Origin of the sequence: Ureibacillus acetophenoni (assembly GCF_900220965.1) — a bacterium.
GTDB lineage: Bacteria > Bacillota > Bacilli > Bacillales_A > Planococcaceae > Ureibacillus > Ureibacillus acetophenoni.
Window position 1 is genome coordinate 21,390 of the sequence record NZ_OBQC01000003.1, and the last position, 26,733, is coordinate 48,122.

Sequence of the window (26,733 nt, forward strand, 5' to 3'; positions counted from 1 at the left end):
ATGAAGGTGATCTAACATGAATTTAACGCAAAGTCAGGAACATGCTTTCCACTTATTTCAAAATTTTATGTCCAGTGAGAGTCATTGTTTTATTTTAAAAGGGTATGCAGGTACAGGTAAAACGTATTTATTACAATATTTCATCGATTTCTTAAAATTTAGTGATTGTCATTTTACATTGTTAGCTCCTACTGGTCGTGCAGCTAATGTGTTAAGAGAACGCACAACTTACTTAGCAAATACGATTCATGGTTGTATATACGACTTAGACTTAAAGAACACAACCATTGACAATAATGAAGAAAAACAACAGATGGATTATAATTTGGTATTTGACTTAAAGGAAAACAAAAGCCCCCTAAATATGATTTATTTAGTTGATGAAAGTTCAATGATTTCAGATAAAGTAACTGAACAAGAATATCTTCAATTTGGTTCAGGAAAATTACTAAGTGATCTAATTAAGTATGTTAACCCTATACAATCTGGGCGGAAAATTGTGTTTATTGGGGACGATGCACAACTTCCTCCAGTCAATACAAGTCATTCATTAGCACTGGATGTAAACTATTTAAAAGAACATTTTAATTTATCAACAAATGAATACCAATTAACCGAAGTCTACCGACAAAGTGAAGAAAGTGGGATATTAACTGCTGCAACAGACCTTAGAGAGAAAATAGGAGAAGAATCCTTCAATTATTATCCTGTTAAAGTTAATAAAAAAGATTTGATTAATTTGGAAATGCAAGAAGCTATTCATCAATATGTGGGTCAATGGAAAAAATCTATTTTTATTACCGAAACAAATAGCTCAACCTTTGAATATACCAACTATATTCGTGAATTACTTAAACTGAAAGACCTTTCTCCTGGTGAACGATTACTTGTAACAAAAAATACACATACTCCGAGCGGAGATAAATTATTTAATGGTGATTTTATTCAGGTTTCAGATGTATTATCCATTCCCGAAATCCGAACGGTAAACTTTAGGGAAAAAGATGAGCAAATCACAGTAGATTTGGTTTACCGCGATATTGAAATTATATATAAAAATCTGGAAAATGGTCGCGCCTATAAAGAAAAGTTGAAAATCTTTGAAAATATCCTATGGCGAAAAGAAGTGGGTTTAACAAAACACGAACGCCGGGCAATGATTATCGACTTTGAAAAACGTCACAAAGGTGTAAAACGAAACTCTGAAGAATTTAAGAAATTAATAATAAATGATTCGTACTTTAATGCAGTACAAGTACGTTTTGGCTATGTGATTACATGTCATAAAGCTCAAGGTGGTGAGTGGAATACTGTATATGCAGACATGAGCTATTCTCAAAGTATTCAATGTCTCAGTTATTTCCGATGGAGCTATACCGTGCTCACCCGTGCAAAAAATTTAATTAACTTTGTAAATTTACCAATTCAAGCTGAACCTGCCTCTGAGAATCGTTTTTCTGTTTTGAGTACGATTTTAAAAGAATCTTTAAAATTGTATAATGCAGAAATTTTGGAAGAAAAAGAATCAGGCTATGAAAATATTTACTATATACGTATGAACACAAATATATATCGAATCAAAATATATCGTAATAAGAAAGATATTATTACCAAAGTAATGTTTATAGATAAAGGGGAACTGCCTCCATTTTTCAACCTATTTGAAAATGTTGTAAATCGGTCATTGTATGAAACGTCAAATTTACTTACGACTCTTTAAGTTAAACTTCTAAGAGAATGGAGAAATAATGTATTATGTTTTGTTGTAACAAAGTCAATTTCATATAGGAGAGTCACTGAAAATTTAAGATTTAATATAGTTATTGAATCCCACCGTAATAAGGCAAATTACCGTAGATTTGGGCGACAATTTGCCTTATTCCTTGGCTTTTAGATAAGATATTATGATTTTAATTGCCTGGAAAGGCATTGCGCTTTCGAACAATCAAATTTTATTCCGTTGTATTAACATGATTCTTTATTCCTATAGTTGGATAAGCCATGATACTATTACTAAAGAAGTCTCCTCATTGCAATGGGAATCAGTGAAGATGATTCAAAAGAAATGCTGGTTTAAACTATTGCTCCTAACAGAGTTCGTTTTTAACCAGTAGAAACATTATAGAAACTATAAGATTGTGTTATAGAAATTCAGTGGTTCTAATTGATATATTGTAGATTTATGTAAAATAAATAAGTATTTAATAACCAAAAATATGGATTTTCATGATATATTTAGACTATTGTAAATTAATATATATTAGTGCAATAAAACTAATGGTGGATAACTAAATTTCAATCTATAGGAGAACTTAAAATTGAGTTTAAAAAATAATTTAGTAAGTTATTACAATCAAGCTATATATGCAGAAAATCGTAATCAACTTGAATTAGCTAGTCAATACTACCTTAAATTTTATAATGAAATAAGATTATTAGATCATGATGAAAGAGAAACAGATTCATACGATTGGATTCGCATAGCTACTTTTTTCTTTGATAACCAGCAATATGAAAAAGCACTTTACTTTTCTAAAAAGGCAATAATTGATGAAAAAAATGACGGTTTATCCATATATGTCCTCTCCTGTAATAATATGAACATCAAAAAGGAAGAACTAGAGTGGGGATTATCCTATATATTGAAATACCCATTTTTCAAAGAGTCTTCTACATATTTCCGCATTTTATCAGATTATATTGATATATATCCAATTTTGCAGGATGTTTTTGAAAAGATTGAATACGAATTTTTCAATAATAGGCTAGTAGATTCAAAACAATATGTGGATTACTTACGAATGATGATTGATTTAGAAATAAAAGAGGAAAATATGCCTAATGCAAGATTTTATTTGAGAAAGTGGTTTCTTCTTGATACACCTTATATAAATCAAACGAACAATATGGTTGTTTATACTTTATATTTGGATGATTTAGATTTCTTAATTAAGAGGAAAAACATAATTGAATTGCTAGAACAAGTAGAAGAAGAAACGAGATTCTTTTATTTTTTCGCTACAAATTTGTCGAATATTGATGAAATATCAAATGAAATTGAATTTCGTTCATACAAATTTACGAACCCGTTGTTACAAGAAAAACAAGGTTCTTATAAGAAGCTACTAGCAGTAATGCATGGAAAAGAGATTAAGTCTCTACCGCACAAAAATGATTGGACAGAGTTTAAAGCATTTCTTTTGTCATATGGGTTAGGTTCGTTGGACCTATTTAAGTCGAAATTTTCTAAATTCGCAGATTTAGATGAGGCTATTTCATTTTATATGATATTCATGAACCAAATAAAACCACAGATTGAAAATTCATTAGAGGATGTAAGTGTTACAGTCGTTGGTGGAGGAAATAAAATTGGTGGCTCTTGTATAGTGTTAACGGTGGGAGATTCCCATCTTATGATTGATGCTGGAAGTTTTGTCAATACAACAGAATCTCAGATAATTGATTTTACCAGTATAAATGAGCGGGGTATCACATTAGAAGATATAGATGCTCTAATTATTACCCATGCCCATATGGATCACATAGGCAGTATACCTTTTGTGCATCAACAATGTGAAGATCTACCAATGTTTGCAACATCTCAAACTAAGCAGCTAATGTGGCTAATGTTACGTGAACAGGAAAAGTTTGATCAAGAATTGAGAGTGAAATCTCTTGTTGACAAGTGTTTAGTAAATATTACTGAAGTGAATAAAGAATTCACCATTAATTCAAAAGAAGGTAAATGGGAAATCAAACTTATAGAATCAGGTCATATTCGTGGTGCGATTAGCCTTTTAATTAAGAAAAATGGTAAGACAATTTTCGTTACTGGAGACTATTCTGTTCTAAACCAAAGAACGGTGAAAGGTCTTCGTATACCTGATGATATACAGGCAGATATAGTCATCACTGAAAGCACATATGGTTTTTATCCAACGAGTGCTTCGATTTCTCGAGAACGCCAAGAGGCGATGTTTATCACTGAATTACTATCAGTTATCGAAAGAGGTGGAACAGTCTTAATTCCAGCTTTTGCTCTAGGGCGTGCGCAGGAAATTATATCGATTATTCAACATAACTTACAAATTTCACCTTTTCCAATCTATTTAGATGGGATGGTTTGTCATGTAACAGAACTGTATGATCGATTTATGAGAAATGATTCGGAACAACACTGTTCTCTGATGAAACAGGGCATTATACCGGCTAAAAATATATATCAAAAAATCGGATTTGATAATTTTGTTGAACAAATAGTTGATAAAGAACCTAGTTGTATCATTGCGAGTTCTGGAATGTTATATGAGGGGACAAAATCTATGGAATATGCAAAAAAATTACTAGGAAATTCAAAGAATGCCATAATTTTTACCGGCTATTTAGATGAAGAAAGTCCAGGATTTGCTGTTACAAAATCATTATCAAATATTCCTATTGAAGGTGGGAAAATAGAAGTTTCCGCTGATATCTTATCTTTACGTCTATCAGCTCATGCAAATCGTGAGGAGATTGTCCAAACTATACTATCACTAAATCCAAAACATGTCATTCTTGTACATGGAGATCCCAATCGAAACTATCATCCGAATAAAATGATAGCTTCTCCTTTTCCAAGCATTACAACATTGATAAAAAAAGCAAATATTAATGTAATCCAAAGTGAAAATGGTCAAACTTATGACTTCAGAAAGGAAGATTGAAATGTTAAATGGAAATATTTTACCTTTGTTATTAAGTAGTAGAAATAATGATAAAGAGATTTTCTCAATAGCTGAAAAATTTAAAATCAGTGAAAACGAACTACATCAATACCTTGGGGAGAATCAAATAGAAAAATTTCTTAATCGTGAAATGCTTTTGTGGAGATTATATCATTCATTCGAAAATCTTGTGCTTGAATATCCAAACCATACCAATGGTGATTTAGCGGAACTGTTAGTTGATATTTGGAATGAAAAGGAAAGCGTAAAAATCTCAAAAAATAATGCGAAGCATTTTATAGAATCTATCTCTTTGCAGCTAGATAGTCGGAAGCGTGCTTTCATCTCACTATGTGAGCACGATATAGAATCATGTTTAATTTACCTTCGCAAGGATAGTGTACCTTTTGTGGAATGGTTAGTTCGATTCGGAATTCTTATTAGTAAAAAAGATGAGGACTTACGAGAACTAGATATTATTGAAATTTCAAAAGTCATACTTGGACAATATTTTCCTCACGTTAATCCTAAAGATGAAATGTTTAAATGTTTTGACCAACTTGGGTTTTGTCACAAAATTGAAGGGTCAAATCGTAAGAAATTTGATTTTAAACGAATTAAAAAATATAAACTAAATAATGAAGTTGAAAGTCTTCCATTTGCAAAAGGTTTAGCAACGTTGATATTTAATGCAATAGAGAATCAAGTAGAAGAGCCTTTTGTTAAATATAAGGTAGTGTTAACTAATTTGTTTCATGGAAAGGGTGAAATTGAATATGAAAATATAACACCAGAAAATCCTCGTGAAAAGATTGCTCATATAGCAATTGACGCGACTTCAAAACCAATTGACTTTTTTGGTAATGAAGATGATGGTGCGAGCTTCATTGATGAAGTAACTGAACAATTTGTGAATGCTAAAATGATTGAAAAAGAAAAGCTTAACTTTGATATTGAAAAAATTGAAAATGTATATCCAGAGCATTCAAATGAAGATAGCGCGAAAATAGATCCTACTATTCTGGTTAACGAAAAATCGAATGGTTGGTTTAGTATTTTAAATGACTTTGATGGGCTTCATATAAAGATTAAAGAAATTATTAAAGATAACGAAAATGCAAAGATAAAAATAAGTCAATTGGAGAAAGAAAATGTTCATCTTTCCTACCAATTAGAAGAATACGAGAAAAATAAAAAAGAGAATTCATACGAACAGTTAATACAATTTATTAAATTAGTAGGAGGAAGAGAAGGAAATTATGCCCTTCATAATCTTTATCAGGATAGCTTTCATCCAATCGATAATGATTCACTCCAATTACAAGGAAGCTTAATAAGTCTGTTCACCATCCTTGGGTTAAAGGGAATAGAACCATATTTAGGTTCTTATCAATTGGGTGAAGAAGTCAATGTGAAGAAATCTAAAATTGGTCAACTTTTCACAGTGAAAGATGCAATTCAATCTGCAGAAGAAGATGTGGATATAAAAATAATTGGTTATGGCTGGACACTAGATGGAAAAATACTTGTTCAACCAATCGTAGAAGAGATAAATAAATAATTGTTTGAAGGGAGGAAGGTGCATTTTGCACCAAATAAAAATGAAATATATTGGCATTGACTTGGGAACAACAAATTCAACTATTTCGATTGCATATAAAAGCAGTAATGGAAACGATATTTTTTCAAAAACTCTTGGCGTTACACAGGTAGATGAGACAGGGGTAAATATGAGCTCTAGCCACAACATTCTACCAAGTGTTGTTTACTATGATGAATATGAAACACCTTTCGTAGGAATGTATGCAAAAAAAATGATGAGTATTTCACCGAAACAAGTATTGTCTAAAGTAAAACGTTTTATTGGAAAAGAAGGAAAGTGGACTCTTACTAATGGACAATCATTTACTCCTCAAGAAGTAAGTGGTATTGTGCTCAGTGTTTTGCGCCGAGAAGCTGAGAATTACTTTATGGGAGAAGAGGTAGACAGCGCAGTTATTACAGTTCCAGCTAGCTTTGACTTATTACAACAAAATGCTACAAAAGAAGCAGCACAAATTGCTGGCTTTGATTTAAGTAAAATTCGGTTAATACCAGAACCAAGAGCTGCAATTTTAGATTTTATTAATGAAGAACAAAAAAAGGCACCTGATTTTAGACTGATTGATGTAACAACACCAAAGAATATTATGGTATTTGATATTGGTGGTGGTACTTGTGATGTTACAATCCACAACGTTTCCGTAAAAGAAAATCACGTTATTAGAATTAAGGATTTATCCATATCCCAATATACTGAGTTAGGGGGAATTGATTTTGATAATTTGATTGCTCAAGCAATTACAGTAAAGGTTTTGCAGATGACTGGGGTAACTCCAAAGGATTTTAAAGAACTATATTCAGTAGAAATTAAGGAAGAGATTTTGGAATTTGCAGAAAGAGCGAAAAAAGTAATCTCAAATAGTATCAGAACTAAATCAGTAGGAATGAAGTTTGAAGAGTCAATCGGAAAATTTAAAGAAGTACAAGATCGCTATGTATTTACACAATTGACTGGTAAATTATCGCTAAATCAGCCGGTCACAATTACACGTGAGGAAATTGATGAGGCCATTAGACCATTATTATTTGATGCATCTAACTCCAAGAAAAATATTGAACAGCCAATAAAAAATGCCTTTGAAACAAGTGTTATACCAATTTCAAAAGATGATATAGATTGTATTTTATTGGTAGGGGGGATGTCTTATTATCCAACCATTCGAGAAAGAATTTTTGAAATGTTTGATCAACGAATTATTCCAGTTACTCCAGTAGACCCATTGGAATCTATTTCTAGGGGAGCGGCAGTTTATCATCTATGGAAAGAAACAGATAATCAATCTGATGATGATGGTGATTTAATCTATCCTCAAAATGTTTTTATTAAGGTGAAAACTGGTACACCTGAGACTTTAGTTAAATATGGACAACAACTACCATATAAATCACCTTTAATAAAAAATAAGTTTTTTGTTGGTGGTGGGAAATTTGGTGATGAGTACACAAATGATATGATATTAGAATTGTTTACAGCTATTGACCCTGAATCACCAAAAACAAAAACCTTAGGTAAAGCATATATCCAGTTTAAAGAACCTGTACGAGTTGGGACACCTCTCACTTTTGAAGTGAACGTTGACATAGAACGAAATGTTACTGTAAAAGCATGGCTAACTGAAGATGAATCTCAAATGGTTAAAGTGACATTAGGTGAACCAGAGATTTCAGAAAAAGAACAAGCAAAGATTAAGGAACAAATTGAAAAAATGAATCAACGATTAAAACAATAATAGGGAGGATAAAGAAATGGCGACAATTTCTGAATTGTTAAATCAGAAGATAGTGAAACAATTAGGTGGTTCAACAAGCCCTAAATATATAGATGAAAATGGCACTGAAAATAATAGTGGAATGGAAATTGATGTACTTAAATTAAAAAGGGCTTTAGTTGAACAGGCAGAGGCAATACGAAAAGAATCAGATGATAATATTTTAGGTGATATATTTGTAGAAATTGAACCTGAAACAGAAACTAACAACAGCTCCAAACTCATGTATCAACACCCAGATGTAGGAGGTATTGAAGTTATAGTAGATATTGATCAATTAATTCCTGATATGTCTGACGAATTAATTGAAAAAGTTGTAAATTTAATTAAGGATATGGCTGATACTAATAATCAGAAAAAGTCACTTGATGCTTATGTTGCCCTTAAGAATTTAGGGAATAGTGATACTTTGAATGTCCTTTATATAATATTCAGAAAATCCGTATTATTTGATTTTTCCCATTATACAAGAGATTTGCTTGTCACTTTAGTTGCTAATCTGTGTGCATATAATCTGAAGGGACGTGCACTCCTTAAGGGAATTTTAAATCAATCAACAGTTGAAAAGCATGTAGAACTGGCACTCCGAAGTGCTGGTCAAATAAGAGCAAAAGAAGTTTTACCAGAAATATTCTCGATAGCAAAAAATGAAGAGAAAAATCATTTGATTATTATTTGTTTAGAAGCAATCGTGAATATTCGAGATACGGAAGCAGCTATACAATTCCTACCTATCATTTCTAATCTACCAGATGGCAATAACAGACTAATAGGACAGGCAATAAAAGTTGCAAAACATTTTGAAGTATTTGAGGATTCGTTTATTGAGCATGTGTATAACGAATTAATTCAATGTAAAAAACGTTATTTGCGTCCAATCTATTCTGAGGGATTAAAATCTTTCGGTGTACGTGCTATCCCTATCTTAGCAGAATTTATGAAGAGCTCAGACGACCATTTCCATATACGTCAATGCTCTAAAATTATAGGGGGAATAAAATCTCCTATAGCATCTGAACAATTACGAAAATTATTAGTAGACTTACCACATAGTCAAGCAGAAATAATCGAAGGCTTGGCACATACTAAAGATGTTGAAAATCTACCATATTTACTTGAATGCCTACAAAAAACAAGCAGACCGCACGTGAAACGAACTTGTATAAAAGCTATTGCCGACTTTGGAGATATAAGTTATGCTCCTGCATTAAAGAAATACTTAGTTGATCCAGAAACTGAGTTGGAAGTTATTTATGCTCTTTTCCGCCTTGGAGAGAAGGATGCAGATGAACTGTTCTTTGACAAAATGTTAAATGGGACTCCACATGAACAAAATAGATTAGAAAACTTCACTTCTTTATTACCCTCAAAGAATTTAATTCAAGTTGCAAAGAAAGCTTTAATGCTACCAGATATGGATTCAATGATCTTATTATCAGCATTATTAAAGCCTAATGTATTGCCGAAACAAGTTGGACCGTTGCTGAATGAATTGCTAAATCGAGAACCTAAATCAACTACACCAGTTCGTACTTCAATCTACCGAATTATTGGCAAATTCGTTGGTTCAGAGAAAGAATTATTAGGAATGGATGTCCTTGTTAAAGCATTAAGAACTGAAGAACCGAGTGTAAAAAAAGAATTAGAAAATATTATTTCCGCAGTTCGTTCAAAAGGTGAATCAGGAGGAATTGAAAAATACAAGGACTAATATCCTTACAATAATACTAATAAATTAAAAATTAACTAAAAATGCCCACAAAATTAATGATATATGGACTTTATTTAAATTCAATGGAAGGGTGTGTCGATTTGGTAAATAAGAAAGGTGTTAATTATCCTTATATAAAAGTAAAAGGAGTAGAACTACAAGAGCTAGATTTCTATTTAGTAAAAATGTTCTCAACATCAAAATTGTCAAAATATATATTGTCTGATTCGTACCTATCAAAAAATCTTCCTTTTAATAGAGTAGAGCTCATAAGTAACTCAATTCAACATGATGAACTGGTAAAAGAAATTGTTAATAATATGGAAAATAGTTATAAAGTTTATAACAATATGATGCGTGAAACCATCATTGATATACAACGGTTTGAAGATAAAATTAAGAAAAGAAAAGATTATTTAAATATAACTAATAATAGTGAAAAATCTGCATTTCTCTTTAATGAATTATGTAACGAGCTAAAAAATGTCTCATTCACAAAAAATAAACTTATCTGTTGGTTACGTTTAAAACCAAATCTACACGATAAACTATTAGAATTGATAAAACATGACGGGAAAAATGGGGATAATGACATGAATGAAATAATAAAAGAAGAGCACTTGAACGAAAAACAAACATTTAGTGATCAAATTCATATGTTAAAAAAGATAATAATCTCTATGGAGGAACAATCAAATGAATTAGAAAATCAAAAAAATGATGTATTAAATAGTCAAGTTTTATCACTAAAAGAAGAACTTGATCAGATTAGGAATGAGATAGTTAAGAAAGATAAGGAAATTAAAAGTAAAAACCGAGAAATTCAAAAGTTTCAAAAAAAATATGATGATGAAGTGAATAACCGCAATCGAGACAAAGATCTCATCAAAAAATTACAAAAAGACCTTGGAGAGCAAGGTAGTAAACTAGGAGAATTGCGCAAAGAATTAGATAAAGCGCTAACAGAAAAAAACTTTTTAGAACAAAATATAACGCAACTTACCTACAGAAATGGAGAGATTGAAGAAAAAATTAAAGTAGAATACACAAATGAACTAAATAAGCAACTTGCACTTCAAAAATCAAGATATGAGGAAAAACTCGATTTATTAGAATCCAGTCATGAAAGTTCGCTAAAAATGAATGAGAAATTGTATGCAGACTTAAAGATGAAATTTGACGAAATAGAAAATGATAATAATATCCTTCAATCCCAAGTAAGTGAATTAAAACTACAATTAATAAAAAAGGATGAAAAAACCCAAAATCCAATTAATGTAAATTCTAAAACAGCAAATAAAGAAGAAGAATCTCTAGACTTAACAACATTATTTGGTTCAAACGAATTTGAACCAGAATTTACGTAATTTTAGTTAGTATTATTATTTTACACAAATCTTCCACACAGAATGTAAATGAGACGTTTATTAATCACAATAACAACTCTGAGTTAGCTTTTAAAACCCCCCTCGTGTATCAAGAGTTTGTTCTATTAATACGATATACACGATTGAAAACGTATGTAAAAAACAATATATACTATAAAAAGAGTGAGGGAACCACTCTTTTTTAGTTTGTAATTGTTTTATATTATTCCTTTTTATTTTATATGATCTATTTCGCTATTAATTCTTCATCATCAATCCTTTTGTCATTTTATTAATATCTTCATAAGGTAATCCTAAAAACGGTTTGCTTAAATTTTTTCTCTGACATAATTAATTCATCGTTCCTTTTATTAAAATCAACGTATTATTATGGCATCACTGTGGCATCATTTTGGCATCAAACTTAAAATTACAGCAGATTCCCAAAAATAATTCAAAATCATGAAACCCTTGATACCACTAGATTTAAAGCTATTGTCGGTAACTATAAAACACGATATATAACGAGGGTCTTACTTTCGACAACGTGAGGGTCGCAGGTTCGAGCCCTGTCGAGACCATACACTAATAGAAAGCTGGAAACCCTTATTTAACAAGGGTTTCTGGCTTTTTTAAGTTATTAAACTATTGGTTTGAAAGGTAGTTTGTATGAAGTCAACTCTTTCATGTATAATAATTCATATAAAACGGACGTAAGAAGCTATCTTTATTTATGAAAGAAGTGTTTATGTGAGTTTGTATTTTACATATGTAATGGTAGGACTTGCTATTGCAATGCCAGTAGGGGCGATTACCGTCGAAATGACAAAACAAGGATTAAAAAATGGATTTTTACATGGTTGGGCAGTAGGCTTAGGCGGTATAACAATTGATCTTACACTAATCATTTTATTATCAGCAGGACTTGCTTCTATTTTAGCTTTACCTATTATTCAAATCCCAATGTGGCTAATTGGAGCTGCGTTTTTATTATTCTTAGGTTACGATTCAATTATCAATGCTGATAAGGATATTACTTTATCAGGAGAAAAGGTAAAAAAGTCTTTTTTTAGTTCTTTTAAAAATGGCGTCCTAGTGGCTGTATCTCCAGGTAATCTTGTATTTTGGGTAAATGTTTTTGGAGTAGTACTGGCCAAAAATTATGCAAGCGATCAAAGTCATTTTATCATTGTTGCATTAGGAATTTTAAGTGGAATCTTGCTCCATGATCTTGGATTACTTTCCATTATATCGATTACAAGAAAAGCACTAAGTCGAAAGGCAATCAAATGGCTAACAATCATATCGGGAATTTTATTAATTTGCTTTGCAGGGTATTTTGTTTATGAGTTTATTCAAAGTGTGAAGGTATATATATAATATTGTGTAATTATATTAAATTAGATAGATTAATATTTTATACGCAGGGGCGTTGATCCAAGAAGGGTCAATGCCCTATATTATTGAACGTCGACAACGTGGGGGTCGCAGGTTCGAGCCCTGTCGAGACCATACATTAACAGAAAGCCTAAATCCTTTATTTATTAAGGGTTTTGGCCTTTTTTAATTTTTGAACTTTTTAATCTAAGGCATCAATTCTTCTAGGACAAAAATCATCCAACCTAAAAAAATATAACGAAAGATAAAAGAATTGTTGAAATTAATTTTCGGAAAATTATAATTAAAGAAATGGTAGAAAAAGGGGTAACGGTATGTACATTTTAGGGATTGATGGTGGAGGGACGAAGACAACAGCAATCATTGCTGATGAAAATGGAAATGTTTATAGTCAAGCGATTACAGGAAGAAGTAACCCAAATACATTATCTGAAGAACAATTTGAACAAGTAATGGGCGATTTATTGCACCAATTACGTAAAAATAACGAAGATATTTTTAATAGAATCGACGTTTGTTTTGCAGGCATGGCTGGTGTTGGTGAAAGTGGTAGAGATGAAATGATGAAAACTCTACTTCTTAAACACTTACCTTCAAATCCACTTGTCATTGTTCAAAATGATGCAGTCAATGCTCTCTACTCAGGGACATTAGGTTCACCTGGAATCGTGCAAATTGCAGGTACTGGGGCTATTACCATAGGGTTAAATGAAAACAATAAAATGGTCCGTGTCGGAGGCTGGGGATATTTATTCGACGATGAAGGAAGTGGCTTCTATTTGGGTAATGAAGCACTTCGAGCAGTATTTCAACAGTATGATGGACGAGGAATGGATACCACATTAACTAATATTATTTTAAACTATTTTGCAGTGATGAATGTACCAGATTTAATAGAAAAAATATATGGGAAAGATCATCCTCGCTCTGTCATTGCGCCGATTAGTCAATATGTTGTGAGAGAAGCAGAACTTGGTGATCATGTAGCAAGTTCAATCCTTGAAAATGCGTGTGTGAAAATGATCCACTCGATTAAAACATGTCATAGTCAATTAGTTGATAGGAATCATCCAACATCTGTTATTTTGTCAGGCGGCGTATTTACAAACGACGCAATTTTTATTGAACATTTTAAAAAGCTATCCAGTGAAACCCATCCAAACTTAAAATTTAGTAAAACGCTCATTTCTCCAGTTGGCGGTGCTATTGCTGCTGGGGTAAGGGCTGTTCAAAAAAACATTGGGCCAAATTTTGTTGAAACTTTAAATAAGGGTGTCAAACGATGAAACTTGTTAAAGTTGATGAGATTAAAGTTAATCAAATTGTCGAGCTTTGGAATCAATGCTTAGGTAACACATTTCCGATGACCGAAGAATTATGGATTCAAAATACTTTGCATGATCTAAATCTACAAAGTACAGGGTCCGTTGCAGTTCTTGAAGAAGAGAAATTAGTAGGGTTCGTCGTTGCGAAACAATTTATAGAAAAAACTCCTACTTCAATGTCACAAGAAATTGGGTGGATTCAATGTTTACTTGTGAAACCTGAATCTCGTGGAAAAGGCATTGGAAAAATGCTATTGCAACATGCAGAGTCGAGTTTTCAGGACGTGAAGGAAATTCGCTTAGGTCGTGATCCATGGCATTACTTTCCTGGTGTGCCTTTAGAACAAACAGACACAATCAAGTGGTTTGAACGTAAGGGATATGTAAAGGAATCTATTGAAATCGATTTAGTGAAAAAAGTTGTAGATGAAGAACCTTTTACACTATCAAATTCTAATAATCATTTTAGAGTTTTAAAGAAAGAGGATATGCCCCAATTATTAAATTTCTTAAAAGATGTATTCCCTGGTCGATGGCATTATGAAGCTTATCGATATGCTCAGTTAAACTCCACAGGGAGAGAATTTATGGGGTTTTTTATTGATGGTAAATTAAAAGGTTTTTGTCGTATGAATGATTCTCAATCACCAGTGATCGCACAAAATGTGTATTGGTCTCACTTATTTTCATCGCCTTTAGGGGGAATTGGTCCTTTAGGAATCGACCGTACAATAAGGGGGAAACATTTTGGTTTAGATTTAGTCAAAGCAGCTGTGAATGAACTAATGAAACGTGGAATGCATTTTATCGTTATTGACTGGACACAGCTTGAAACATTCTATGGGAAACTTGGGTTTACGAAGTGGAAGGAATATCAAACGATGTCAAAAGGGGTGAAATCGTGAAGCAACTTATTCAGTCATTTTTACAAAAGGAAATTGAAAATGAAGTAACGCCAGGAGCAGTTATCGCAGTGAAACATAAGGGGAAATGGATATTAGAAGAAGAGATCGGATTTAATAGTACGGAAGACGACAAGGTACCAATGACATCACAGCATCTATTTGATGTTGCATCCTTAACCAAAGTTCTTGCAACGACACCATCTATTTTACAATTGCTCGAATTAGGAGAAATTCACCTGCATGACCCGGTTTCTACTTTTATCCCAGAGTTTGCTCAAAAAGGGAAAGAGGCAATTACAATTAAACAACTACTAACACATTCTTCTGGTCTAATTGCCCATCGACCTTATTTTGAAAAGCAGCTGAAATTTGATGAAGTGTTAGCAGATATTTGTGCAAACGAACAATTGACTTATCAGCCGGATACGAAAGTTGTTTATAGCGATTTAGGATATATTTTACTAGGGAAAATTGTAGAAATTGTTTCTACTATACCTATTGAACAATATTCAAAGAAATATATTTTCGAACCGCTGGAAATGAACGATACAACCTATTTACCTGATGTTGAACGACAACGATACGCACCAACAGAGTATTTAGAGCATTTAAATGGCCATAAGTACGGGATTGTTCATGATGACAATACGGAATTTATGGAAGGTGTAAGCGGACATGCAGGTTTATTTTCAACAATCGGGGATATTACAAAATTCTGTGACATGTTAGAAAATAATGGCTTTAATAACGATCATCAAATATTACACCCTTTCTGGTTGCAAAAATCAAAGGAGAATTTTACGCCTTTTTCCCCAGAAGCACGAGGATTAGGGTGGCAATTAAGAGGTGAAGGTGCAAGTCCAGCTGGAGATTTAATGTCTGCTAATACCTATGGTCATACAGGTTATACGGGCACAAGTTTTTATATCGATCCAATCGCTGAAGTCACTGTCATTTTATTAACAAATCGAGTGTATTTTGGCCGTCATGATAAAATGAATCGTTTACGACCACGTCTACATAATCTCATCATGACAAACTTAAGAAATTAGGGGGAAATAACATGCATTTAATGGTTGTTGGGGCACATTGTGGAGACGGTGAAATACAAGCTGGAGCAATTGCACATAAATATGCCGAAGCCGGTTATAAAGTAACCTTTTTACATTTAACTGCGGGTGAAAAAGGTGCGCCTGCCCATTTAACAGTGGACGAATATCGTGATCAAAAAATAAAAGAAGCCGAAAAAGCTGCAGCAATATTAGGTGGGGTAAGCATCACACTTGATCATAGAGATGCTGAGTTAACATTTAATGAAGAAATTGTAAAAGAAGTTGCAACGATTTTTAGAAGGGAAAAACCTGATTTTGTTATTACACATTGGGTGAATAGTATGCATCCAGATCATGCACTATGCCAAAAAATTGTTCAAGATGCTTGGTTAAAAGCATCATTACCAGGATTTGATTTAGATGGACTGCCACCACATGGACTTCGTAGAGTATTTCATAGTGAAAATTGGGAAGACATGGATGGTTATGAGCCTGATATTTATGTAGATGTGTCAGATTCTTTTAAAGCTTATTTAGAAGCTCTATCATGTTATTGGTTCATTATGAATTCTTCAAGCTTCCGCTATTACGACTACTATAAAGCATTAGGTACAGTAAGAGGGTGTTTAGCTAGAACGACCTATGCCCAAACTTTACAAAATTCTAAAGGGCTTCATGTAAGAAAAGAAGGTCATATTCCAGGATTCCCACTACCAGGAGGTGCAAAATGAGTTTAAAGAAAAAAGTTGGACGTTTATTAATTGCAGGTTTTAAAGGTATTACTATGTCGGATGAAATTAAATATTTAATTCATGAATACCACATTGGTGGTGTCATTCTGTTTGGTCGAAACATCGGCACACCTACAGAAATTCTTCATTTAACTCAAAGTTTGCAACACGAAGCGAAAGCAGCAGGTTATTCATCACCATTATTAATTTGTGTTGACCAAGAAAATGGTGTTGTTCGTAGATTAGGAGAAGGAACTACCATTATTCCAGGGGCTATGCTTTTAGGTGCAACCGATAATCCACAACATGCATATTCTGCAGGTGTTATTACGGGAAAGGAATTAAAGGCATTAGGTATTAATTGGAACTTAGCACCTGTTGTTGACGTAAATAATAACCCGAAAAATCCTGTTATTGGTGTTCGTTCGTTTGGAGAAGACCCAAACAAAGTGGCCGAGTTTGCCAAACAATCAATGCTTGGCATGCAACGAGAAAAAGTCATGACAACATTAAAACATTTTCCAGGCCATGGAGACACGAGTGTTGATTCACATTTAGATTTGCCAATTATTAAACATGACTTACAACGATTGCATGAAGTGGAATTAGTACCGTTTAAAGAATGTATCGCTGCCGGAGCAGATGCGATTATGACGGCCCATGTTTATTTCCCAGCTCTCGAAACGGAAGAAAATACTCCTGCAACACTTTCTAGGTCAGTAATTACTAATCTACTTCGAAAAGAGCTTAAATTTGATGGGGTTATTACAACAGATTGTATGGAAATGGATGCTATTGCAAAAGGAATCGGAACAGTAAATGGGGCAGTAAAAGCGATTCAAGCTGGTGTAGATTTAGTGATGGTTTCCCATATTCATTCATTACAAGAGCAGTCAATTTTAAAAATTGTAGAAGCAGTTGAAAACGGTGAAATTTCTGAGAAACAAATTGATGAGTCAATTTGTCGAATAGAAAATATGATCAATAACTTCACAAATTGGTCTGAAATTGAAGAGACGAATTTAGTGCCCGCGTTTATTGGTTCGAAAGAACATAAAGATGAAATGAGAGAAATTTATTTAGATGGTGTAACAGTTGTCCATGATAATGGAAAAACCATACAGAAAGATGAAAAGGTATTACTAATTTATCCGACAAATCAATATGCCATGATGGTAGAAGATAAACGTTATTCAACTATTGAAATGGCGGAACAATTCAAGAAAGTTCATTCTTTAGTTGATGTAATGGAGATTAATCCTTCTTCTTATGCAGAAGTAACATCAACGATTGCCAATGTTGTGCAAGCATATGATCACATAGTTGCATTAACATTAAGTGCCGTGCAACAACCTGTACAAGAACAATTTGTACACGAACTTATAAAAACAGGAAAGTTAGTTGATGTAGTAGCTATCCGTTCTCCATACGATGCAAGTCTTTTCACAATGGCAAATCGGATCATTTGCACATATGAGTTTACAAAAACTGCTTTTGAAGTAGTTTCTCAATATTTAGTAGGGAAAGTCCGAGTAAATGGAAAATTTCCCGTTACAACATTTTGATTAAAAATATATTTCAACTATTTAAAATTTTGTTGATATTATTTTTCAAACCGAATAAAATGTTAATAAGCGTTTGCAAGTAATTCGTTTGCTAAGGGAGGGGTATATTGAAACCAATGCGTGTATGCGGTTTAATGTCTGGTACTTCACTGGACGGGTTAGATATCGCGATTGTAGATTTTTCAAAGACAAATGGGGATCTACAATATGAGTTAAAACATTTTGTTACGATACCATATGATAACGAACTAAAACTTAAGTTACATGAATTAATGGACCCGAATGTATCAATTCAAAAAGTTTCTTCTATGAATATGTATTTAGGCGAACTCTATGCATCCTACATTAAAGAAGCCTTAGTAGATTCAGAGATTGAATATGATTCCATTGATTTAATTAGTTCACATGGACAAACTATTTGGCATGAACCATTCGTAAACAAAAACGAAAAATACGCCCGTCCAAACACATTGCAAATCGGTGATATTGCGGTATTAGCTGAAAAAGCAAAGATTCCTGTCATCGGAGATTTTAGAACGCGTGATATGGCTGCTGGTGGTCAAGGTGCACCTTTAGTTCCTTTTGCTGATTATTACTTATTTCAGCATGAAAGACAGGGGCGCATTTTAGTTAACATCGGAGGGATTGCGAATATAACAGTAGTCCCACATAAAACAAGTTCAAAAAATGTCATTGCATACGATACTGGCCCTGGAAATATGATCATCGATTATTTTGTCTCAAAGTATACAAATGGACAGCAAAGCTTTGACAGGGATGGGAATTTAGCTAAATTAGGCGTAGTCCATTCTGAATTTTTGGAATATTTGATGAATAACCAATATTTCGAACTTTCTGCACCAAAAAGCACTGGTAGAGAATTATTTGGTCAAGCATACTCGGAATGTATTTGGAGTGTTGGAGATCAATATAATCTCACACCATTGGACAAAATTTCAACAGTTACAATGTTTACAGCAAAAACCTTAGCAAATGAGATTGTAAGATTAATCGAACCATACGAAGTGAAAGAAGTTTTTATTAGTGGAGGTGGTGTTCATAATTCTACTCTACTAAACTACTTAATAGAATTACTACCTGACACGATTCGTATGGAAGAAACCGATGTACTAGGTATTCAACATGATGCAAAGGAAGCCTTTGTTTTTGCACTACTTGGGTTTTTAGGTTTTAACAAAATTCCTAATAGCTTACCTTCATCAACAGGAGCAAATAGACAAACGGTTATGGGGAAAATTGCATGGTAAAACAAATAGGGGGAAAGAAAAATGAAAAGGATTTGGAAAAAATCTACGCTTCTTTTAGCTTCACTAGGCTTAACAGCTTCTATGTTAGCTGCATGTAGTGGAGGTAGTAATGAAGAAGTAGGAGATGCTGATGAATTTAAAGGAACAATCACAATTTGGGATGGTCCAAGATGGCCAGATGAAGATGACAACAAATATCATTGGTTAGAAAGCAAAATTGCAGAATACGAAGCAGCACACGAAGGTATTAAAATTGAACTGGTTCAAGTTCCTTGGGCTGAAATGGGCGATAAACTTGGGGTATCTATCGCAGGACAAGCTTGGCCAGATATTGCACCAGTTGATATAAGTGGAAGTTCTGTAAGTATTGATCATATTGAACAAGGTGTAGTTGAACCATTAGATGCATACTTAACTAAAGAAGAAAAAGCAGATTTTTATGAAAATGCTCTAGATGCATATTCGTATGATGGAAAACTATACGGAATTCCAAATTCAATAACATTACACACAATGCTTCTAAATCTAGATTTATTTGAAGAAAGAGGCGTTACACCACCTGAAAATGGTAAATGGACATATGCAGAGTTTTTAAAAACAGCAAAAGATTTAACATTCGATCGTGATGGAGATGGAAAAACAGATGTGTACGGTTTCTCCACTTACATTTTACCTGGATACTATGAAGCTTGGCCATTCTTCTATAAAAACGGTGGTTCTCCACTTAATGAAGATTTGACAGAGTTTACGTTTGATGATCCAAAAGTAGTTCAAGCGATTCAAGATTTAGCAGATTTAAAATTAAAAGAAGATGCAGCACCTGAAACTTTAGGTGGTTCAGATGTTGGTGGTACATTCCAAGCTTGGGCTAACGAAGAACAACGTACTGTTGCAATGGAACCTTGGGCAACTTGGGCTATTGGTTCAGCACAAGGCGCATACCCTACGAACTTTATGGTAGCAGAATACCCAACTGGTGATTCGGGTGAATCAGTAACAATTGGTGGAGTTGGTGGTTGGTTAATGTTTAACCAAAAAGATGATGCAAATAAAAAAGCAGCAGTTGCTGATTTTATGAAATTTATTTCTTCAACAGAAGAGCAATTTACAATGGCTCAACATTACGGTATTTTCCCAGCTCGTATTAGTTCTTCTGATATGGAACCATTTAAAGACAACCCTGAGATGGCAAGAGCGATGGAAATGTCTGACCAAGTTGTCATGCTTCCTCGTCACCCAGAATGGAAAAAGATTGATGAAGCAATTCAAACACAACTTCAATTAGTATTTAATGGTGAAAAAACGGCAGAACAAGCGATGGCTGACGCGAAAAAAGTTGTCGACGAATTATTGAAATAACCATGAAGAAGCAGGTTTTGCGAGAAGCAAGCCTGCTTCATTTGTAGGAGGTGTATGCAATGACTCAAGTGAAATTGGATCCTGTAGAACAAGCAACTGTAAAGGAGAATCGTTTACAAGATACGAAAGAACTGAAAAAGTCGCACAAAAAACCAAATAGAGTTTGGCAAGACATGAAGAAAAACTACAGTGCTTATTTGTTTCTCTTACCAAAATTAATATTATTTGTGTTGTTTGTCGCATTTCCAGTAGTTTGGGCAATTGTTCTATCATTTCAAGAGTATAGATTCAACGGTAGTATCTTTATAGGATTAGATAATTACATAGCAGTATTTAAAAGTGAAGCATTTCGTATTGCTTTAAAAAATACACTACTATTTACCGTTGTAACTGTACCTTTTTCTGTTATTAGTGCACTTGTGATATCCGTTATGATTTTCGGTTTAGGTAAGATTTCTCAAAGCTTTTTCCGCTCAGCCTTCTATTTACCATCTGTTACATCGATGGTTATCATAGCAATGGTTTGGCGTTGGATGTATAACTATGACTTTGGTTTGTTTAACTACTTTTTAAGCTGGTTCGGTGTAGAACCGATCAACTGGTTAGGTCAATCTGCTACTGCATTATGGGCTTTGATTATCATGTCATGTTTAATTCCTTTTGGTACTGGAATCATTATGTATTTAGCTTCTATGGGGTCCATTTCTCAATCACTTTATGAAGCTGCACGTATTGATGGTGCAAATAGTATTAAACAGTTCTTTCATATAACAGTACCATTACTTAAACCTACAACTTTATACCTAGTATTATTAAGTACAATTGGTTCCTTCCAAGTATTTACTCAAATCATCATGATGACTGGTGGAGGACCAGGTAGTTCGACTGAGACGCTAGTACATTTAATCTATAAAACTGGTTTCCGAGATTTTGAATATGGTTTAGCATCAGCTCAAGCAGTTGTGTTATTTGTGATCATTCTCATTTTCTCGATTATCCAGTTTAGAGTACTACGACATGATGAGTAGGGGAGGGTCGAAAATGAAAAACAAACCGATTAAAAGTTTAAACAAAATTATCACCTATATTTTACTAACGATATTTGCGATTATTTCATTATTACCACTTTACTGGGTATTTTCGACATCACTACAGTTAAGTAGTTATCAGTCACAAGACATGGAAAGACCAGTATCTTATGTTAACGCGAATCCACCAAAAATGTATCCGATGGGTATACCTTTGTACTTCGAACATTGGGGTGAAGCACGAGAAGCTGCAAAAGCAGGTGATATTGAGTTAGAAACATATCATCGTGACATGATGAGTTACATTATTGAAGATACCTTTTCTAGTTTTGTTAACCTATTTACAAAACAAGATGTCGGAAAGTGGTTCTTTAATAGTATATACATTGCAGTAATTGTAACTTTTGGGATTCTACTCTTTGACTCCATGGCCGGTTATGTATTAGCCAAAAAGAGGTTTCCTGGTCGTAATTTAATTTTTTGGGTTATTATCGCGACGATGATGATTCCGGGACAAGTTACTCTTGTTCCATTATTTTTCATGGTAGGTAAATTGGAGTTAATGAATACCCATTGGGCATTGATACTACCTGATTTAGCAATGGTATTTGGTGTATTTTTAATGAGACAGTTCATGTACTCTATTCCAGACGAATTATTAGAAGCGGCGAAAATGGATGGCGCTAGTGAATGGAAGACGTATTGGACAGTTGTATTGCCTCTTGCTAAACCTGGTCTTGCAGCGTTAGGTATTTTTACATTCATGAGCGTTTGGAATTCATTCCTTTGGCCAATTATTGTCTTGAATAATGAGGCTCTTTACACATTACCTGTAGGGTTGAAAACGTTGCAAGATGCAAACTTAGCAAGTTTTAAATTGCTTATGAGTGGAGCTGCAATTACGGCAATTCCAATGATTATCGTATTTATTTTATTCCAACGACACTTCGTAAAAGGCTTGACGATTGGTGGAGTAAAAGAATAATGAGAACAAAAGTAAATCTCGGCGTAGACGTATTTTTAGAGCAGTATGTTCACTTAGTGAAAGGCAAACGTGTTGGTTTATTGACGAATCAAACAGGTGCTAATGCAAAGTTAGTTTCCACGATTCGGTTATTTCATCAACATCCAGCTATTCAATTAACAGCATTATTTGCACCAGAACATGGGTTGAAAACAAATGTTAAGGAAGGCGAAAAGTTTCCAAATATGGTTCACCAGGAAACAAATCTTCCTGTGTTTAGCTTATATGGAGCTTCAAAAAAGCCTACTGATGAAATGATGGACGAAGTTGATGTTGTAATATTCGATATTCAAGATATAGGTGCTCGTTATTACACATACATTTATACCCTCGCTTATATGATGGAAGCTTGTCGAAGTACAAATAAGAAAATGATTGTGTTAGATCGTCCAAATCCAATTGGTGGGATTGAAGTAGAAGGGAATTTAGTTGACGTAGATTTCACTTCGTTTGTTGGTCTATACCCAATACCAAATCGCCATGGCATGACTGTTGGTGAATTGGCGAGTTATTTTAACAAAGAATTTTCCATTCAGTGTGATTTAACCGTTGTATTAATGGAAGGTTGGTCAAGAAACATGTACTTTCCAGATACAAATCTCCCATGGATTTCACCATCACCAAATACGACGGGAATCGATATGATGTTACTTTATCCAGGTACTTGTTTAATCGAAGGGACAAATCTTTCGGAAGGAAGAGGTACTACACAACCATTTGAAATTATCGGCGCTCCTTTCATTAACGGCGAAAAGTTACAAGACGAATTGAATGCACTAAAATTACCAAATGTTTATTTTAGGGCTACATCATTCAAACCAACATACCAAAAATATAAGAATGAACTATGTGAAGGTATCCAATTGCATATTTTAGATCGTTTGAATTTTAAACCACTAGGTACTTTTTCGAAAATGTTTAATACGATTTTTAATATTTACGGTAACCGTATAGAGTTCTTAAAATATGAAAATTTAAAGCATCCAATGTTTGATTTACTCGCTGGGAATGCACTGCTAAGAAAGTCTGTGTTAGATGGTAATATCGATAATTTTTTAGAAGAGTATCGAACAGATACGGAAGAATTTATCTCAAAAAGAGATAAGTATTTACTCTATAGATAGGAAGGCAGAGCGATGAACAATATATCACTTCTGACAACTGAAAAAAGCAATCCGAAGACACATCAAATTGATGAAATGTCGATAACAGAAATATTAAAAGTGATGAATGAGGAAGATCAAACAATCGCGTTAGCAGTACAACGTGTATTACCAAAAGTTGAAGAAGTTATTAAAAAGGTAGTAACAGCATTTCAAAATGAAGGTAGATTATTTTATGTTGGAGCTGGTACTAGTGGAAGAATCGGTATACTAGATGCAGTAGAATGTCCTCCGACTTTTAGTACTTCACCAGATTTAGTGCAAGCACTATTAGCAGGTGGAGAAGATGCAATGTTTCGTGCGGCCGAGGGGGCTGAGGATGATGAAGCACTTGGGGCAACCGACTTAAAAAAATTAGCTCCAACTTCTCGTGATGTAGTAATAGGTATTGCTGCAAGTGGAAGAACACCGTATGTAATAGGGGCATTAAAATACGCAAATCAATGTGGGTTAACAACTGTTAGTCTTACTAGTAATGAGAATTCAATTTTAAGTGACTACGCTTCAATTCAAATTGAAGTAATCACTGGTCCTGAAATTTTAACTGGATCTACACGTTTACGAGCTGCAACTGCTCACAAAATGATACTAAACATGATTTCAACCACTTCGATGATTAAAATGGGGAAAGTTTATAAAAATTTCATGGTAGATTTAAACGCAAGTAATTATAAGTTAAAAGAACGTGCAAAGAAAATCGTCTGTAGTGCAACAAATGTCGATTACTCAACAGCTGAAGCTGTATTGGATGAAACAGGTTATAATGTGAAACTTGCAATTGTCATGATTTTAACAAATGAGGATAAAGCTGAAGCTTTAAAACTCATTTCAAAATCAAACGGGTTTGTACGTCAAGCAACCAAACTTTCGAATCATGAGAGGGGATAAGGAACATGTTACGTACATTTAAAAATGGGGATGAATTAGCAATTGTTCAATTATGGAATGAAGTATTGGTGCATGATCCGATAAATGCAAACCGATTCCGAAACCAAATATTGTTAGATGCTAACTTTGATCCAAAGGGACTTATTGTTTCAGTGGAAGAAGGGGAAATCGTAGGAGCTGTGTTAGCCATTACAAGAAAACTTCCAATGGAAGGAACAAATTTAGAAAGTGACACAGGTTGGATTACATTTTTCATGGTTCATCCACAATACGAACGTGCAAATATTGGTCATCAGCTTTTAGAAAGGGCATGTGACTATATAAAAAATGAAGGAGCAGAAAAAGTGTTCTTCTCATCATATGCACCGAATTATTTCGTACCAGGCATTGATGAAGAACGCTATCCAAAAGGATATGCTTTCTTAGAAAAAGAAGGATTTAAAAGGCTTTATTCCCCTGTTGCGATGCATCGTGCATTAATAGATTACGTATATCCAGAACAAATTAAAAAGCTTAAAAAGTTAAGAGAATCTGAAGGATATTCGTTCGGTAAAGTACAGGATGGAGATTTGTATGAACTTATACAATTTGCCAATGTGCATTTTAATGCTGATTGGGGAAGAGCTATTCGTGAAGGGATATTAATGGGAATGGATCCTTCGCGAATTCTAGTCGCAAAAAAACAAGATGTTGTCGTTGGATTTGCATTATATGGTGGATATGAAGGAATTCGTGAAAGATTTGGTCCTTTCGGAGTTGATGAACGCGAACAAGGGAAGGGATTAGGTAAAATATTATTACACGATACGTTACATGAAATGAGAAAGCTGTCTTTACAAGGTGCTTGGTTCTTATGGACAAGTGAAACGAGTTCAGCAGGACATCTGTATTTAAAGAATGGATTTAAAACTTATCGAAAGTTTCATGTGATGGTAAAGGAATTAGCAAATAATTGATTTAAGTATTGAAAGGTTGATTTTATGGCGATATCAAAAGGTGGTTTAATTTTACTAAAAGAAATGAGGGAACAACTTCCTCCATCTGAACAAAAAATAGCAGATTATATTTTATCACAGCCAGAAAAAGTTGCGACGATGACAGTTTCTGAATTAGGTGAACAGAGTCATACAAGTGGAGCTGCAGTTACACGATTGTGCAAATCCTTGAATTTAAAAGGTTTTCAAGAGTTAAAACTGCGAATCATTGGAGACTTAGGCCGTAAAATTGAATTGACCAACCGGGATATCAAGCCTAATGAACCTGTTTCTATTACGATTCAAAAAGTAACTGACTTAGCTGTACAAACTTTACGTGAAACAGCTGAGTTAATAGATAGTAAGCAATTAGAACTGGCCGTAGATGCTATTGTAAAGGCGAAAAATATTCACTTCTTTGGTGTAGGTGCATCTGGCATTTCTGCAATAGATGCCCAACAGAAGTTTTTAAGAATTAACAAGCCATCTACTGCCAGTACTGATTTACATATGGGAGCAACGATAGTCGCAAATGCAACAAAGGATGATGTTGTTTTTGGTATTTCATTTTCAGGTAGTACATTTGAGGTTGAAAAAATTATTGAATTAGCAAATGAAAAAGGCGCAAAAACAATTAGCTTAACAAAATATGGTCAAACACCTATTTCTCAGCTTTCTTCAATTCAGTTGCACACTTCTCCAAACAGAGAAGCGAACTTTCGGAGTGGGGCAACATCATCAAGACTTGCTCAGCTACATGTGATGGATATTTTATTTATGTCTGTTGCTTCTAAACAATACGAAACGACAATCCAATATTTAGATGTGACTAGAGAAGCTATTGAATCCTTTCAAAACCAACAAAATCAGAAGCGAAAGAATTAGACCATTAAGAAGGTGA

20 protein-coding genes are annotated in these 26,733 nt (G+C 33.7%); all 20 read left to right on the forward strand.

All coding sequences use genetic code 11. From position 1 onward, the window contains the following. Window positions 1-16 precede the first annotated feature (16 nt). Window positions 17-1,720 carry an ATP-dependent DNA helicase gene (locus CRO45_RS05590; RefSeq protein ID WP_097148675.1) on the forward strand — a complete coding sequence of 568 codons (1,704 nt, stop codon included), beginning with the start codon at window positions 17-19 and terminating at the stop codon, window positions 1,718-1,720. A 598-nt stretch (window positions 1,721-2,318) separates the two neighbouring features. Then, entirely contained in the window at window positions 2,319-4,703 is a 2,385-nt protein-coding gene (locus tag CRO45_RS05595) for an INTS11 family MBL fold metallo-hydrolase (protein ID WP_097148676.1), read from the forward strand. Between the two features lies 1 nt (window position 4,704). Then, a complete protein-coding gene (locus CRO45_RS05600) occupies window positions 4,705-6,264 on the forward strand; it encodes a hypothetical protein (protein ID WP_097148677.1) in 1,560 nt (519 codons plus the stop codon). Window positions 6,265-6,289: 25 nt separating this feature from the next. Next, window positions 6,290-8,035, forward strand: a complete 1,746-nt coding sequence (locus tag CRO45_RS05605) for an Hsp70 family protein (protein WP_097148678.1) — start codon at window positions 6,290-6,292, stop codon at window positions 8,033-8,035. Between the two features lie 16 nt (window positions 8,036-8,051). After that, window positions 8,052-9,785, forward strand: a complete 1,734-nt coding sequence (locus CRO45_RS05610; RefSeq protein ID WP_097148679.1) for a HEAT repeat domain-containing protein — start codon at window positions 8,052-8,054, stop codon at window positions 9,783-9,785. 101 nt (window positions 9,786-9,886) lie between these two features. Beyond that, window positions 9,887-11,152: a coiled-coil domain-containing protein gene (locus CRO45_RS05615; protein ID WP_097148680.1), complete on the forward strand. Its 1,266-nt coding sequence runs from the start codon at window positions 9,887-9,889 to the stop codon at window positions 11,150-11,152. 750 nt (window positions 11,153-11,902) lie between these two features. Next, the gene (locus CRO45_RS05620) at window positions 11,903-12,532 is read left to right on the forward strand and encodes a LysE family transporter (RefSeq protein WP_097148681.1); all 630 of its coding nucleotides are present in this window, start codon (window positions 11,903-11,905) and stop codon (window positions 12,530-12,532) included. 332 nt (window positions 12,533-12,864) lie between these two features. Continuing rightward, window positions 12,865-13,836 carry an N-acetylglucosamine kinase gene (locus CRO45_RS05625; protein WP_097148682.1) on the forward strand — a complete coding sequence of 324 codons (972 nt, stop codon included), beginning with the start codon at window positions 12,865-12,867 and terminating at the stop codon, window positions 13,834-13,836. After that, complete coding sequence (locus CRO45_RS05630; protein WP_097148683.1) at window positions 13,833-14,780, forward strand: GNAT family N-acetyltransferase; 948 nt, start codon at window positions 13,833-13,835, stop codon at window positions 14,778-14,780. Before CRO45_RS05625 ends, CRO45_RS05630 begins: the two co-directional genes overlap by 4 nt. After that, complete coding sequence (locus tag CRO45_RS05635) at window positions 14,777-15,832, forward strand: serine hydrolase domain-containing protein (RefSeq protein WP_097148684.1); 1,056 nt, start codon at window positions 14,777-14,779, stop codon at window positions 15,830-15,832. The genes CRO45_RS05630 and CRO45_RS05635 overlap by 4 nt, the downstream gene beginning before the upstream one ends. 11 nt (window positions 15,833-15,843) lie before the next feature. Then, window positions 15,844-16,563: a PIG-L deacetylase family protein gene (locus CRO45_RS05640; RefSeq protein WP_097148685.1), complete on the forward strand. Its 720-nt coding sequence runs from the start codon at window positions 15,844-15,846 to the stop codon at window positions 16,561-16,563. Beyond that, window positions 16,560-18,128 (forward strand): beta-N-acetylhexosaminidase, encoded by a 1,569-nt coding sequence (gene nagZ, locus CRO45_RS05645; protein ID WP_097148686.1) that lies wholly within the window; start codon window positions 16,560-16,562, stop codon window positions 18,126-18,128. Before CRO45_RS05640 ends, nagZ begins: the two co-directional genes overlap by 4 nt. A 116-nt stretch (window positions 18,129-18,244) precedes the next feature. Next, on the forward strand, window positions 18,245-19,396 hold the full coding sequence (locus CRO45_RS05650) for an anhydro-N-acetylmuramic acid kinase (protein ID WP_097148987.1): 1,152 nt from the start codon (window positions 18,245-18,247) through the stop codon (window positions 19,394-19,396). 21 nt (window positions 19,397-19,417) lie between these two features. Next, on the forward strand, window positions 19,418-20,755 hold the full coding sequence (locus tag CRO45_RS05655; RefSeq protein ID WP_097148687.1) for a sugar ABC transporter substrate-binding protein: 1,338 nt from the start codon (window positions 19,418-19,420) through the stop codon (window positions 20,753-20,755). 59 nt (window positions 20,756-20,814) lie between these two features. After that, window positions 20,815-21,783: a carbohydrate ABC transporter permease gene (locus tag CRO45_RS05660; protein ID WP_097148688.1), complete on the forward strand. Its 969-nt coding sequence runs from the start codon at window positions 20,815-20,817 to the stop codon at window positions 21,781-21,783. A 13-nt stretch (window positions 21,784-21,796) separates the two neighbouring features. Further along, complete coding sequence (locus CRO45_RS05665) at window positions 21,797-22,768, forward strand: carbohydrate ABC transporter permease (protein WP_097148689.1); 972 nt, start codon at window positions 21,797-21,799, stop codon at window positions 22,766-22,768. Beyond that, window positions 22,768-23,931 (forward strand): exo-beta-N-acetylmuramidase NamZ family protein, encoded by a 1,164-nt coding sequence (locus CRO45_RS05670; protein ID WP_097148690.1) that lies wholly within the window; start codon window positions 22,768-22,770, stop codon window positions 23,929-23,931. Before CRO45_RS05665 ends, CRO45_RS05670 begins: the two co-directional genes overlap by 1 nt. Before the next feature lie 12 nt (window positions 23,932-23,943). Continuing rightward, window positions 23,944-24,858, forward strand: a complete 915-nt coding sequence (gene murQ / locus CRO45_RS05675) for an N-acetylmuramic acid 6-phosphate etherase (RefSeq protein ID WP_097148691.1) — start codon at window positions 23,944-23,946, stop codon at window positions 24,856-24,858. Window positions 24,859-24,863: 5 nt separating this feature from the next. Then, on the forward strand, window positions 24,864-25,814 hold the full coding sequence (locus tag CRO45_RS05680; protein ID WP_212613418.1) for a GNAT family N-acetyltransferase: 951 nt from the start codon (window positions 24,864-24,866) through the stop codon (window positions 25,812-25,814). Window positions 25,815-25,838: 24 nt separating this feature from the next. Continuing rightward, window positions 25,839-26,717, forward strand: coding sequence for a MurR/RpiR family transcriptional regulator (locus CRO45_RS05685; protein WP_097148693.1), 879 nt, complete (start codon window positions 25,839-25,841; stop codon window positions 26,715-26,717). The last annotated feature ends 16 nt before the right edge of the window (window positions 26,718-26,733 follow it).

Coding starts and splice junctions, on each gene's coding strand:
- CRO45_RS05590 (WP_097148675.1), top strand. CDS start 17: ATGAATTTAACGCAAAGTCAGGAACATGCTTTCCACTTATTTCAAAAT.
- CRO45_RS05600 (WP_097148677.1), top strand. CDS start 4,705: ATGTTAAATGGAAATATTTTACCTTTGTTATTAAGTAGTAGAAATAAT.
- CRO45_RS05610 (WP_097148679.1), top strand. CDS start 8,052: ATGGCGACAATTTCTGAATTGTTAAATCAGAAGATAGTGAAACAATTA.
- CRO45_RS05625 (WP_097148682.1), top strand. CDS start 12,865: ATGTACATTTTAGGGATTGATGGTGGAGGGACGAAGACAACAGCAATC.
- CRO45_RS05630 (WP_097148683.1), top strand. CDS start 13,833: ATGAAACTTGTTAAAGTTGATGAGATTAAAGTTAATCAAATTGTCGAG.
- CRO45_RS05640 (WP_097148685.1), top strand. CDS start 15,844: ATGCATTTAATGGTTGTTGGGGCACATTGTGGAGACGGTGAAATACAA.
- nagZ (WP_097148686.1), top strand. CDS start 16,560: ATGAGTTTAAAGAAAAAAGTTGGACGTTTATTAATTGCAGGTTTTAAA.
- CRO45_RS05650 (WP_097148987.1), top strand. CDS start 18,245: ATGCGTGTATGCGGTTTAATGTCTGGTACTTCACTGGACGGGTTAGAT.
- CRO45_RS05655 (WP_097148687.1), top strand. CDS start 19,418: ATGAAAAGGATTTGGAAAAAATCTACGCTTCTTTTAGCTTCACTAGGC.
- CRO45_RS05660 (WP_097148688.1), top strand. CDS start 20,815: ATGACTCAAGTGAAATTGGATCCTGTAGAACAAGCAACTGTAAAGGAG.
- CRO45_RS05665 (WP_097148689.1), top strand. CDS start 21,797: ATGAAAAACAAACCGATTAAAAGTTTAAACAAAATTATCACCTATATT.
- CRO45_RS05670 (WP_097148690.1), top strand. CDS start 22,768: ATGAGAACAAAAGTAAATCTCGGCGTAGACGTATTTTTAGAGCAGTAT.
- murQ (WP_097148691.1), top strand. CDS start 23,944: ATGAACAATATATCACTTCTGACAACTGAAAAAAGCAATCCGAAGACA.
- CRO45_RS05680 (WP_212613418.1), top strand. CDS start 24,864: ATGTTACGTACATTTAAAAATGGGGATGAATTAGCAATTGTTCAATTA.
- CRO45_RS05685 (WP_097148693.1), top strand. CDS start 25,839: ATGGCGATATCAAAAGGTGGTTTAATTTTACTAAAAGAAATGAGGGAA.